The sequence below is a fragment of the Virgibacillus sp. NKC19-3 genome (assembly GCF_019837165.1).
GTDB classification, from domain to species: domain Bacteria; phylum Bacillota; class Bacilli; order Bacillales; family Amphibacillaceae; genus Virgibacillus_L; species Virgibacillus_L saliphilus.
Genome location: NZ_JAGYHC010000001.1, coordinates 3,963,111 through 3,976,034, shown reverse-complemented (window position 1 = coordinate 3,976,034; position 12,924 = coordinate 3,963,111). Strand labels below are relative to the sequence as shown.

At 39.2% G+C, this 12,924-nt stretch carries 13 protein-coding genes and 1 pseudogene; 2 read left to right on the top strand and 12 right to left on the bottom strand.

The genetic code is table 11. The features are described 5' to 3' along the window. Positions 1–53 precede the first annotated feature (53 nt). The 10 genes and pseudogenes from KFZ56_RS18990 to KFZ56_RS18945 all read right to left on the bottom strand — a co-directional run bounded on the left by KFZ56_RS18990 (position 54) and on the right by KFZ56_RS18945 (position 7,339). Positions 54–740, bottom strand: coding sequence for a response regulator transcription factor (locus KFZ56_RS18990; protein WP_222643782.1), 687 nt, complete (start codon positions 738–740; stop codon positions 54–56). Next, a complete protein-coding gene (locus tag KFZ56_RS18985; RefSeq protein ID WP_222643781.1) occupies positions 737–1,828 on the bottom strand; it encodes a sensor histidine kinase in 1,092 nt (363 codons plus the stop codon). Before KFZ56_RS18985 ends, KFZ56_RS18990 begins: the two co-directional genes overlap by 4 nt. Before the next feature lie 77 nt (positions 1,829–1,905). After that, positions 1,906–2,106 carry a DUF5957 family protein gene (locus KFZ56_RS18980; RefSeq protein ID WP_222643779.1) on the bottom strand — a complete coding sequence of 67 codons (201 nt, stop codon included), beginning with the start codon at positions 2,104–2,106 and terminating at the stop codon, positions 1,906–1,908. A 1-nt stretch (position 2,107) separates the two neighbouring features. Then, positions 2,108–2,527 (bottom strand): DUF6220 domain-containing protein, encoded by a 420-nt coding sequence (locus KFZ56_RS18975; RefSeq protein WP_222643777.1) that lies wholly within the window; start codon positions 2,525–2,527, stop codon positions 2,108–2,110. Positions 2,528–2,755: 228 nt separating this feature from the next. After that, positions 2,756–3,118 (bottom strand): annotated as a pseudogene (locus KFZ56_RS18970) (helix-turn-helix transcriptional regulator); the annotation flags it as partial. Between the two features lie 114 nt (positions 3,119–3,232). After that, a complete protein-coding gene (locus tag KFZ56_RS18965; RefSeq protein ID WP_222643775.1) occupies positions 3,233–4,399 on the bottom strand; it encodes a DUF418 domain-containing protein in 1,167 nt (388 codons plus the stop codon). Between the two features lie 42 nt (positions 4,400–4,441). Then, positions 4,442–5,035 carry a TetR/AcrR family transcriptional regulator gene (locus KFZ56_RS18960; RefSeq protein WP_222643773.1) on the bottom strand — a complete coding sequence of 198 codons (594 nt, stop codon included), beginning with the start codon at positions 5,033–5,035 and terminating at the stop codon, positions 4,442–4,444. Positions 5,036–5,059: 24 nt separating this feature from the next. Further along, positions 5,060–5,506, bottom strand: a complete 447-nt coding sequence (locus tag KFZ56_RS18955) for a hypothetical protein (protein WP_222643772.1) — start codon at positions 5,504–5,506, stop codon at positions 5,060–5,062. 492 nt (positions 5,507–5,998) lie between these two features. Next, positions 5,999–6,850 carry an AraC family transcriptional regulator gene (locus KFZ56_RS18950; protein WP_222643771.1) on the bottom strand — a complete coding sequence of 284 codons (852 nt, stop codon included), beginning with the start codon at positions 6,848–6,850 and terminating at the stop codon, positions 5,999–6,001. Positions 6,851–7,057: 207 nt separating this feature from the next. Beyond that, complete coding sequence (locus KFZ56_RS18945; protein ID WP_255585251.1) at positions 7,058–7,339, bottom strand: hypothetical protein; 282 nt, start codon at positions 7,337–7,339, stop codon at positions 7,058–7,060. Between the two features lie 187 nt (positions 7,340–7,526). Between KFZ56_RS18945 and rlmH the strand changes: the two genes are divergently transcribed. After that, positions 7,527–8,006: a 23S rRNA (pseudouridine(1915)-N(3))-methyltransferase RlmH gene (rlmH, locus tag KFZ56_RS18940; protein ID WP_222643770.1), complete on the top strand. Its 480-nt coding sequence runs from the start codon at positions 7,527–7,529 to the stop codon at positions 8,004–8,006. A gap of 163 nt (positions 8,007–8,169) precedes the next feature. On the opposite strand, the gene KFZ56_RS18935 is transcribed toward rlmH, so the two are convergent. Then, the gene (locus KFZ56_RS18935) at positions 8,170–9,357 is read right to left on the bottom strand and encodes an NADPH-dependent oxidoreductase (protein WP_222643769.1); all 1,188 of its coding nucleotides are present in this window, start codon (positions 9,355–9,357) and stop codon (positions 8,170–8,172) included. 18 nt (positions 9,358–9,375) lie between these two features. Next, positions 9,376–9,984 carry an NADPH-dependent FMN reductase gene (locus KFZ56_RS18930; RefSeq protein ID WP_222643768.1) on the bottom strand — a complete coding sequence of 203 codons (609 nt, stop codon included), beginning with the start codon at positions 9,982–9,984 and terminating at the stop codon, positions 9,376–9,378. Positions 9,985–10,396: 412 nt separating this feature from the next. Between KFZ56_RS18930 and helD the strand changes: the two genes are divergently transcribed. After that, on the top strand, positions 10,397–12,682 hold the full coding sequence (helD, locus tag KFZ56_RS18925) for an RNA polymerase recycling motor HelD (RefSeq protein ID WP_255585250.1): 2,286 nt from the start codon (positions 10,397–10,399) through the stop codon (positions 12,680–12,682). The last annotated feature ends 242 nt before the right edge of the window (positions 12,683–12,924 follow it).

Below are 12,924 nucleotides of genomic sequence, written 5' to 3'. Positions count from 1 at the left end.
ACTGTCCCGCATTTAAGCCCACAAATGGGACAATGGACCTGTCCCCACGTCCCTTATTTCCTAAACCGATACCCCACTCCCCAAAGTGTTTCAATATATTTCGGATTGGAGGGGTCTTCCTCTATTTTTTCTCTTAATTTTCGAATGTGGACGGTGACGGTTGTAATATCTCCGAATGCGTCGATTCCCCAAATTCGCTCAAATAATGCTTCTTTCGTGAATACGTGGTCTGGATGGGAAGCGAACAATACGAGTAAATCAAATTCCTTCGCACGTAATTCTCTTTCCTCTCCATTAACATAGAGCCTGCGTGCATTCAGGTCGATGTGTAGTCCTTTTACATGAATTGCATTTGGTTCTCTGTTCTTTTTCACAAGTCGTTCATACCTGGACAAGTGAGCTTTCACTCTCGCGACAAGTTCATTCGGATTAAAGGGTTTCTGGATATAATCATCAGCACCACGATCAAACCCACGAATGGTATCAATATCTTCTTTTCTTGCTGTCACCATTAGAATAGGAATATCTAACCGCTCGCGAAGTTGCCGGCAAATGTCAAATCCATCAACGTCTGGCAGCATTAAGTCCAGGATAATAAGGTCATAATTATTTTCTTTCGTAAGTTGCAATCCTTCTTCACCAGTAGTTACGATGTCAGAGGAATATCCATTTACTTCTAAATAATCCCTTTCCAGTTCAGCAATATGCATTTCATCCTCAATGATTAAAATTTTATTCAATCCGACACCTTCTTTAGTGTAAAATAAATACTTGTCCCTTCTCCTGGCTTGCCCCCAGCCCAAGTGTTACCGCCATGCGCTTCTATTATTTTTTTAACAATGGCCAGCCCAAGCCCACTTCCCCCTGTGGAGGAGTTTCTTGATGCGTCTGTTCGATAAAAGCTTTCAAAGATGTGGGGGATATCTTCCTTAGCAATCCCCCTCCCATTATCTTTGATTTCAATCGTAACTTGCTGGTATTTCGAATTTAAAGTGACCTCAATCTTGTGCTTACGCTCTTTATCCATATACTTCAGACTGTTTTGGACAATATTGCTTACGACGCGTCTTAATTGCTCACGATCTGCTTTTACAATATAATCGCCATCTTTATCAGCACGTAGCGTGGCCCTTCCATCTTCTTTCTCCAGGTCAAAATTCAATTCATCAATGAAATCAGTGAAAAAAGAATGTAAATCTACGTCTTCAAATGAAAGCGGGATTTGTTCGATATCCAATTTGGAATATCGGAATAGGCTTTCAATTAGCTCGTCCATATCGTTCGTTGATTTGTAAATGATATCCATATATCGTTCCAGTTTCTCCGGCGTATTCGCAACCCCGTCTTGTATCCCTTTGACGTACCCTTTTATCGAGGTTAAAGGTGTAGATAAGTCATGGGAAATACTTGCGATTAGCTCCTGGCGGTTGCGCTCATACCTTGCTTGATCCGCTTTTGCTTGTTTCAGACTTAGCCTCATGGATTCAAATGTATTGGACAACTCGCCAAGTTCATCTTTCTTACTAGTAGCAACACGATATTCTAAATCCCCTTCACGGATCTTCTTTGCTGATTGGGTTAATTGTTTTATCGGTACAATAATACTTTTAGACATATAATATGTTAGTAGTCCATTCGTCGTAATCAAGATGAGTACCATCGCGATAAAGCGAAACGTTAAAAATAGGTTTAAATCCGAACCTTTTGGATTGCCTTTTAAAATGATAAACATCACGTACCCTATTATTATTTCAACGAGAAAAAAGCCAATAATCGGAAGTACAATCATCCCTATATTAGATAATAGTAATCGTTTCTTAATGGACATGAACGTCACCTACTTCTTCCATCGTTTAAAACCAGCGAGCGTTAACCTACGCTAGTTGTTAAGAAAAGTGTAGCATATCAGTTACCTGATTTCAGATTCTTTTGATCAATAATCGGTACAACAACAGCGCAAATAATGGCTGTGAAATAAGAAAGAAATTTTATTCCTATTGGCTCGTTAAATAATAGCATTCCCAATACACCGATAAAACTTGATAACGCAATACCAAGAATAAAACCCCCGATTAAACCGACAATTATAGCAATAAAGACTCTCATATTATGCCTCTCCTTTCTGAATATTTTTATTATCAAATGTGCATTTCCATACGTTTAAAACGATGGAGCAAGACAATATAAATAATAAAACCGCGAAAATGGGATGCATCGCGCTAAGCCATGGCAACATTGTTGTAATATTCGCGGTGAAATACATAAGAAACATCGAAATGAGAATGCCAAACAGTTGCCAATATGCAAAGCGTGGTAACGCACCGATAAATGCAAAGACCAACATGACAACCGGAATATTAAAACCAAATAAATGGGCAAATATCATATGCTTCCCCCAATTCACCGGGCTTATAAAAGTAGCCATGCCTGCAAAAAATAGCTGAGCCACCACACATAATGTGAAAATAATGGCTAATGCAAGAAAGACGATTCTTCCTATACGAACGCGTTGATTTATTTTTCCCAACTTATTTCCTCCTTTGTTTGAATGCTGTATTTATTATATAAACCAAATATAAAATCAAGATTAGGTAATTCTTAAATCATTCTTAAATAAAAAAAGAGCTGTCGAAACAGCTCCATCATCTACAATGTCATTTACTTTTTCAATACTGGAATCCAAATTTCACTTTTAACGGGTGATGCCGTTAAATCGTTACTTTTGATCGATAAAATTTCAGCTCCTTCGGTTACTTGATAATTGGAAGGTCATCGGTGGATAGGCTTTTAATTGGTTTCCATTCTTTCTTGCTTCTGACGGTGTTACACCAGGTAACTGTTGAAGGGCCCTCGTAAAAGCGTCTGGTGAGTTATACCCATATTGAAGCGCAACATCAATGATTCTCTTGCTGCTATGATGAAGCTCAAATGCTGCTAAGCTAAGTCGTCTGCGGCGAATGTATTCGGATAACGTCATTCCTGCAAGGAAGGAAAACATTCGTTTAAGATGATATTCGCAACAATGCGTTAACCTTGCCACCATCTGAAAGTCTATTTCGTTCGTAAGGTTCTCCTCGATATACATCATGGCATTATTCATATTTTTAAGCGAATCCATGATAGGACCTCCTTACGTCAATAGAATAGCAGGATTTACATATATACACCCGATCATTTGTGCACCAGTATACAGGGTTCATCTTTTACTGTCATGAAACATTTGCGAAGACTTTTATCCATATTTTTTATAAGTCAAATAACGCATATATGTTTCCAATGGCCCTTCTATTTGACGACGTTCCATGAAGGATGCGACGGATAAAGTAATGATCCACATTATACTGCCGAGTAGTACAGAAGTTGTGACAGTTAAATATGCACCTAAATTGAGGGCGATGGGAGACAATAGTAGAACGATGAAAACCTCATGTATGACAAAAAAGGTTAAGGAACGTTTTCCCATTGCTGCGATTGCCTTCACAATGACGCCTTGATATTTCATACCGGCTTCGAACAGCCCAAATAAGGTTGCGTAGCCTATACCGCCTGCAAAGCCAGTGAGTATATGAATACCGTATGCCAGGCCGGCGTTAAAGAGACTTGGAAACCAAACATCATTAATCAGTACCAGTGGTATGGCACCAACAAGTGAAATGGTTAAGCCGCCTATGGTTAATTGTTTAAGTTGTTTGATATGATTTTGCGGTTTCATTAATATATTTATATTTCCTAACCAAATTCCCATTAGTACGGAAGGAATAATCGGGAAGAAGATATGTGTAAATAATGGAATAATGGGTATCGCAATCAGTCGTTCAAGCATGGTATTGACGTATGTTTCGTGCCCTGTTAATTCTACGGGTAACCCGTAAGATTGGTTACCCACTAGGATACCGCCCCAGAAAATGGGTATATACAGGAGACATAGGATCGTAGAAATAAGCACATACTTCTTTATTTTCGAATTATCCTTTTTCAAACTGGAAACGAGAAGAAGTCCAGCAATACCATAAGTCATTAGAATGTCCTGTCCACCTGCAACACCAGCGAGTATAGCGCCAAAAACAATCAGATACCAGCAACGTCTTTTTACAATGCGAGTTGCCTCTTTTGCACTCTTTCTTTCCGATTGTTTACGGTAAATCATGACGAGACCATAGCCAAACAGTACTGCGAATAATGGGCGCGCCCGATTATCTACTATTATTTCCATTAAAACATTTAAGAAATGATCTAAAGGCGTGCTGCCAGCTACTTTTGTTATGACACCTGGTTCTATCATGTATAAAAACAATGGCACATGTGCAAGTATGATCAAAAACAACATCGACCCTCGTGCTAGATCTAGAGATAGTGCACGTTTCTTTTTAGTTACGTTATCCGTATATAATTCCGTCATAATAAATCCCCTAATACAGAGCTGTGTAGTGTAATAAAAACTTCATCTAACCATTTTGGTCACCATATGAACCAAATCGTTCTTATATGCTTCTAAATCAAATCTCTCTCCATTGGTAAGCATACTTTCCGCAATAGCGCCTTGTATTATGGTAGAGATACTCTTTGTATTAAATGTGGAAAACTCCCTTTTTTCCTGCCCATCATGTAAAATCTCTTGCAAATACGTATACAATGGATCTTCTTCATCATTGGATACCTTATAATAAGGTACATTATCCTCCGTACGTGCATTAAAAATAATTTCAATCAAGGCGATATTATTGACTCTATGCGTTCCTTGATAAGCTAAGGAAGCATCAATAAAAGCAATGAGTTGATCATAAGCGGATTCTACTTTTGATACTTTTTCTTTAATGTAATTAAATTGCATTTGTAATAAATACATTAATGTGTTATTCAACACATCGTCTTTATCATCAAAGTGATAGGAGATTAACCCCGTACTGACCCCGGCCTTTTTGGCAATTTTGGCCAGGCTTATATGGACATACCCGATTTCGTCAAGCACCTCAATCGTAGCTTTTATAATTTGTTCTTGCCTTGCTTCCGCTATAAATGATGGTTGGTTCGCCATAGTAGTTCCCCCGTTTCTTTCTTTTTATTTTTTCCTGAGCTTATCAATAATCCATAATAGACCAATGATAAAAAGTACCGATAATATAACAATATCAAATGTACTCGGATAATTTTCAATAAATAATTGAATCGGCTCAGGAAGGCTTCCCTGAAAAATTGATTCGATAGCCATTCTTATAACCGTCATAAGAAATAGAAAAAGCTGTAACAATAGCAATATAGGTAACAATCCCAATCCACCGATGAGGCTTTTCCAAGCCAATTCTGCATGAAAAACATAAATAATGGCGGAAAATAGTAACACCACACCTATAATCGTAAAGATAATCAAACGGATCCATTGCACAAATTCTAATGATTCCTGGCTGTATAAGTATATAACATAGGAAAAAGCGAGTATAGAAAAAATAACACTTATTAACGGGATGATACGTTGGAACCAACGGGGGAGATTATTATATTCATCCATGTATATGCCCTTCCTTTCTGATTAGACAATATTTAATTTGATCAATCAATCAAATTTTAATGGTGATCGTTTATTTTGTCAAGCGCATCTTTTAGTTAGTAGAAGTTGGAGAATGAGGGGTGAGAAAACGCGTAACCTTTAAAATTAGAAGGGAACGCATTTCCATATGCTCGTCGAGTCAACAGAGAAGAGCCTTCCCGGTGAGGGAGACGATGCCCATGGACATTGTTAGTGCGCTAATACTCATGATGTCCTCCTGAGATGTTAGTGGTGTTTACGATGGCTGTCTGACAAAGACCATAAAAACACCCCCGAAAATTAGATTTTGTACTCTAACTTTCGGGGGTCGGTACCTACGTGAGGGATTGTTATCCTAAGCTGACAGTCCCCTCTTGTCGGGGTTCCGTCTATTACGACCGCTCATGTGTAGGCATGGGCTATCTTTATTAGTTTATGCACTCGAAGCAGTGATTCAAGGCGTCATATAGGTGCCTATTTTACAGGGATCCAGATTTCTGAATATAAATCAGGATTGGATGGATTTGTACCTGAATATACCTCTAGGTCTGGTGTACCTGCGTGCTTGTAACCACTTGAAGGAAACCATTCTGAAAAAATTTGTTTCCACGCTTTTTGCATAGCATCCGGCATCGGTCCGTGAACCTCAAATATAGCCCATTTGGATGCGGGAATTTCCAAAGTTGATAATTCATCAGGCGCACTGTCCCTGTGTGCTGTGGCTACCCAATAATCAATGGATTGGGAATTCTTTTCAACACATACACCTAATACACCTTCAACAGGACCATTGTTCATGCTAAACAATCGCTTGTAACTACCTTCTCTGTATACCTTATCCCACATTTGGGGGATACCGACTAGATTATCTTCATTAATCAATGAAAAATTCTGTTTAAGCCCTACAATCTGAAATCCCTCACGTTCAACCATTTTGACCTGCATTGGTTCTGCTCCCTTCACATTCACCTGTACTACCAGGCGATTATAAGATTTTAGCTTTCCCGTATACTTTCGTGCTTCACTTGGTGTTACTCCGTGTTGCCGTCGAAAAGCCTTTGTGAAAGCTTCAGGAGTTTCGTAACCATATTTGTAGGCGAGATCGATAATCTTGGCGTCTGATCTGGTTAACTCGTAGGCAGCTAATGTTAGGCGACGACGTCTAAGATATTCACCAACAGATATATCTGTTAATATCGAAAATGTACGCTGAAAATGAAAAACGGAGAAATTAGCCTGTTGGGCAATGCGCTCTATCGGAAGGTCGTCAAGTAAATGATCCTCCATGTAGTCTATTGCTGTCTGTAGTGATTTAACCCACATCATGTCACTCACTCCCTATTTAAATCTTAATCGAGCATCATCGATTATTCCTGCCTTCTTGTGCTTTGTTCGGACAGTATAATATCATTAAGTTAGTTAAGAAGCTGCTTTTGTTCCGTTAAGCTAGGGAATGAAGGAGCCTTATTCGTTTTTCGTACCTGATACGCACACTTGTAAAAGTAATGGTTATATTTATAATCGGTTCATTCCTTACTTTTTAGGCATCATATATGTCACGGAAATACTGCTGCTTTCTGCCATCTTTTCAAATATATCATTAAGGATTTCTGATGCTCTTTCTTTTGTTTCGTACGTACCTAACGTTTTACCCCAATGAGCCATAGCACCACTGCCGATGACACCTTCTACTTTTTTCCTGTTTACCGTAATTTCTTTTACATTCATCAAACTTTTATTATCTTGTGTCGCAATCCATAGCATGGAAAAATTCATTCCTTTCATTTTTACTTGTACCAGAACTGCCGATTGCATAAAGCTACTTTTATTGAAAATCAAATTTGTACAATAAGTATACCATTTTGAGTATTCAGAAGATATGAAGCGGCAAACAATGTGTCATTCATGGGGATATAACTAGAAAAGTAAAAACGCAAATGTGGTATCCTAGCATTATATGATAAGCTAACTACAAGAGAAAATAAAAAAGGACGTATTTTACATGAAAATAGCAATCCTAGCAGTTGGAAAACTAAAGGAAAAATACCTCAAGCAAGGCATCGAGGAATACTTAAAACGCCTGAGCACCTACGCCAAGGTGGAAATCACGGAAGTAGCGGACGAAAAAGCTCCGGAAAATTTGAGCGAGGCAGAGGAGCAGGAGGTGAAGCGAAAAGAAGGAGAGCGGCTCCTATCCAAGATTGGCCATGACACTTATGTTATCACGCTTGAGATTAATGGAAAAAAGCTTAGTTCCGAGCAGCTGGCAGCAAAGATGGACAAGCTTGCGACGTATGGAAAAAGCAACATCGCATTCGTTATTGGCGGATCACTTGGCATTAGTGAATCCGTGCAGAAGCGGAGTGATTTGGCGCTGTCATTTTCGACGTTGACGTTTCCCCATCAGATGATGCGATTGATTTTGTTAGAGCAGATTTATCGCGGGTTTCGGATTATGCGGGGAGAACCGTATCATAAGTAATGAAGTATTGGACCGTAAAGGACGTTATGACATATGTTCCAATCTCTAATAAAGGAAACGAACTTTTCTATCTTATCCCTTCCATAAAGACGTTGGGCGTTATTTCAAGATCATTGAACCAACTTCGAAAAAGAGGCCGTAATGACCTCTTTTTGTTTTCTCTTTAATTTTTAGCTGTTGCTCCGGATACGGTATCTACTTTTGTAGTCGCCCCGGATACGGCATCTACACTGCCGCCGGTTAACTGCTGACCAGTTTGTTCTAAATACCAATCAATAATCGGCTGAATATCTTGTACATATTCGTTGATGCCAATAAAATTATCATCTTCATCATGTATTGCCTGGTAGCTATGGACAACAAACTTATCTGGTCCGTGTGTTGGTACCTTCGTTCGTACAACATCTTCATTCCCATTACGTAGTTGTTGTATGACCCAAGAAACGCTGCTAAATACTCTTTCTGGATGACATTCTGCTAGTGGACTACCGACTTGTTCCGGCTTGCGTGCTGCTAACATGTCTTCGGTGTCAAACTTGTGGTTATAATATAAGAATTGATTATTGCTATCTGCGTAAGTCAATTCCATCGGCATTGAATTTAAGAAATGATTGATCTGATTAACTGTCAAAATACCACGATTTAATTTAACGTAAGTGTTCCCTTCAACAGCTTGCGTTGCTTCGGCAGCTTGTTCAACCCAGTCGTCGGCGGACATGTCAACACCTTCAATTGTAGTATCAACTGTTCCAGTCGCATATAAATCTTCTGCACTAGATACATCTTTCATCCCTTCAGGTGATTGCAGGACATTGACAACGTTGATGAAGCGAATAAATTTCTTGATACAACTTTCTAAAAATTGCGTTGTTGCCGTATCTTTTAGATTATCATCTTCATCAAACGCTTGATGCACTTCGCCTAATAGAAATTCGTTACCCGGCATGACGACAGCATTCACACCTGGGGCATCTAATATTTGTCGCAAATGTAATTGAGACCGTGAAGACCCTTGGACATCATAAGAAGCACCCACAATCATTACCGGCTTTCCATCAAGAGGATGTATTTTAAACGATAGCCATTCTAAGACACTTTGTAATGCAGAGGGAATAGAGTGGTTATATTCGGGTGTAGCAATAATGACACCATCTGCTTCCACAATTTTTTTATTTAACTGTTGAATTACTTCACTATTTGTTTGATCCTCCGATTGATTAAACATTGGAACATCTTTAATATCCAGCACTTCCACATCAATTAATTTCTTGAAATTTTTTGCAATAAAATTTAACAATAGACGATTATAAGAAAAATCAGCATTTGATCCAACGATTCCAACGAGTTTCATCGATATACCTCCTAGTAATTAAATAATCTCCCATGAGAAATTTGTTGCTTTGTTCTCAGGCGTTTGATTCGCGTGAACTAATTGATTCGTGATAGCTACAAATTGCACAAAGTCATTAAAAATTCGTTCGAGTTCTTCTCTTTTATGTTGATCTGTCAAATTACCATTATCATCAAAGGCTTGTAACGAATACCCTATTAAAAATTCAGAACTGGGCATAATACGCGCTTTCAATTCAGGTGCATCAAGCATTTGACGTAGATGTATTTGAGCACGGGAAGAACCTAATCTTCCATAGGAAGCTCCAGTCAGCATTACAGGCTTATCAATTAACGCCTGATCTGTATAGGACAACCACTCTAACGTACTTTTTAATATCGCTGGTACAGAATGGTTATATTCCGGCGTACTAATGATCACACCATCTGCTTCCCTAATTTTATCCGCAAGCTCTTGTACTTCACGAGGTGCTTTCTTGTCTTCCGGTTTATTAAAGGCAGGTATTTTCTTTATTTCGAAAATCTCAATGTTAGCCTGGTCTGCAAAATGCTTTTGAATAAATTGCAACAATAGACGGTTCGTGGAATGATCTGAGTTTGTTCCTAGTATACTTATAAAATTCTTCATGTTATTGCTCCTTTCTGATAAAAAACTATGTGAAGTATATCACAATTTTATTATAATATATCTTGGCGAAAATTACAATATTAACCTGTTTAAAATAGTAGATTCCAAGATTAATTTCAGAAAAGGAATGTGAAATATTAAACAAAAGCATCGATACCTAATCATGATTTGTGGGAGCTGGCATGAGGCAGGGAAAAATAGTGATTTCGTAATAAAGAAATACCCTCATTTTCCATACATGTTAGAGGGACAAGGAACCTGTCCCCTTAAGGAACGAGTTGATGTAAACAACGAAAAGTGCTAAACTATATTAGTTAGCACTCCTAATTAAATATAAGTATATTTATCCTAAAATCAATTATACTACAAAATAATTAGGATGTCAACAAAAAGGAATGTTGGGGTTGATGAAATGGATGAACGTGCCATGGAACAGCGGCGGGTCGATAACATTATCGAGGAGATTAAAACCAAAGAAGATAAATTATATCAACAGTCAAAGGGATTAAAAGCGGATGTCGTGGAGCTTCGGAGAACGTTTTGGGATGATATCACAGTTAATGTGGAGGAAATGGATGATGTCATCGAGACGCAGGAAAGTATTAAGCAACAAGCGACACTCTTATCGCAAAAGGAGAGGTTCCATGGAAAGGTAGGAGAGAGGCTGAAAACGTTGGATAGACTTAAAGATTCGCCTTATTTTGGGCGAATTGATTTTAAGGAGGACGCCTACACAGAGAAAGAGGCTATTTATATTGGCGTTTCCTCGCTCATGGATAAGGATGATCAGGATTTCCTCGTCTATGATTGGCGTGCGCCTATTTCGAGTCTTTATTATGATTATTCTACTGGAAAGGCGAGTTATAGAACCCGTGAGACGACAATTACAGGTGATGTGACACTGAAAAGACAGTTTATCATTCGCCATGGCAGCATTGAAGGCATGTTTGACACAGGGGTAACCATCGGTGATCAGATACTGCAGCGTGCGCTTGGAAATAATGCAAGCACGATGATGAAGAGTATTGTTGCTACGATCCAACAAGAGCAGAATCAGATCATCCGTAATGAACGCAGTAGTCTCCTTGTTGTACAAGGCGTTGCCGGAAGCGGGAAAACAAGCGCAGCTCTCCAGCGAATCGCATACTTAATGTACCGTTACAGGGAAACGTTGCATGCGGATAATGTCATGCTACTTTCACCAAATCCGCTATTTAGCAGCTATATTTCAAATGTACTGCCAGAACTTGGCGAGACGAACGTGAGACAAATGACTTTTCTCAATTATATGCAGAAGCGAATCATGGATAAATTTACAATAGAGTCCCCATTTGAGCAAATGGAGTATGTGTTGGCGCAGGGAGAGAGCCAAGAATATACAACACGAATGAAGAGCATGAAGTATTTGGCCAGTCTGGACTTTAAAGCGATGATTGATGCATATGTGGAAAAACTACATGAAGCAGGGATTCAGTTTAAGCGAATTGCTTTTCGGGGTGAAACGATTGCTTCCAAACAGCAAATCTATGATTATTTCTACGCACTTGATGAGGACATTGCTATTCCGAACAAATTGGAATTGGTTGCAAAATGGCTACTGGAGAAAGTGCAAATGCAGCAGAAGGAAGAATTAAATAAGGACTGGGTTATGGAAAAGGTCGAGTTGCTTGATAAGGAAGATTACATGGAGGCCTATCATCAGTCGGAGGGCAAAGAGGACGGTGGTAGTATAACGGATGAGGAAGAAATTCTACGTTCCCAAATGGTCAAGCGTGTTTTTGCACCACTGAAAGAACGCGTAAGAAATCTTGAATTTGTTCATATTCCTGCAACATATCAAGCGTTGTTTGCGGAATGGAAGCCGGAACAAGCGCCAACGGATTGGCAGGAGATGGCTGCATCTATTCAAACACAACTGAAGGAACGGTATTTGACATGGGAAAACGCAACACCTTATTTATATTTTCAGAGCCGTATTTTCGGAGATACGACAGATCGTTCGGTGCGTCAGATGATTATCGATGAAGCCCAAGACTATTCTGCATTCCAATTTGCTTACATTCGGTATATGTTCCCGTATACACGAATGACATTGCTTGGCGATACGAATCAGGCCATTTATACGTACGCCATGACGGAAAATCCACTTACAGCCGTAGATGATGAGGCAAATGAAGAACGGATTGCATTAACGAAAAGTTATCGCTCGACCAAACAGATTGTAGAATTCACGAAGTATTTTGCCCCTGGAGGAGAAATGATTGAACCATTTAACCGGGAGGGAAGCAAGCCTGTACTTATCCATGATCCTGATGATCGAACGAAAAGCTTGCTTCAATGGGTGGATGAATGGACGAAAGAAGGATATGAAACAACGGCAATCATCTGTAAAACACGTCAGGAAAGCGATGCGGTAGCTGAAGCCCTTAAGGGAAAAGTGGCATTTCATCAAATCAATGAAGAAACCCATGCGTTTGAGAAAGGACTCCTCATTGTTCCTGTTTATTTAGCAAAGGGAATCGAATTTGATGCTGTTATTATTCCGGATGCTACCGACGCCCATTATGGCAAAGAATCGGATAGAACGCTCTTTTATACTGCTTGCACGCGGGCCATGCATGCACTGACCATAATTGCTGATGGGAAGCCGTGTAGGTTTTTGGAGGAAGCGGCGCAAGAGACATATGTGGTGAAGTAGTCATTATTAGGAATGGAGGGTTTCTAAGAACGATACCACCTGAAAAGGCAGTTGACAATGTACAATGTTTCTGTAATAATATACTCAATTAAATACTGGTACCTTTAATTCAGTCCAGTGAGGCTGACAAGGACTTCGGAACTAATGAACATTGCAAGGCTAACCTATATGAAGGAGCCCCCTGCGTTCATTGTGCAAAAAGGCTTCTTGTCAGAAATGGCAAGGAGTTTTTTTAATCCTAA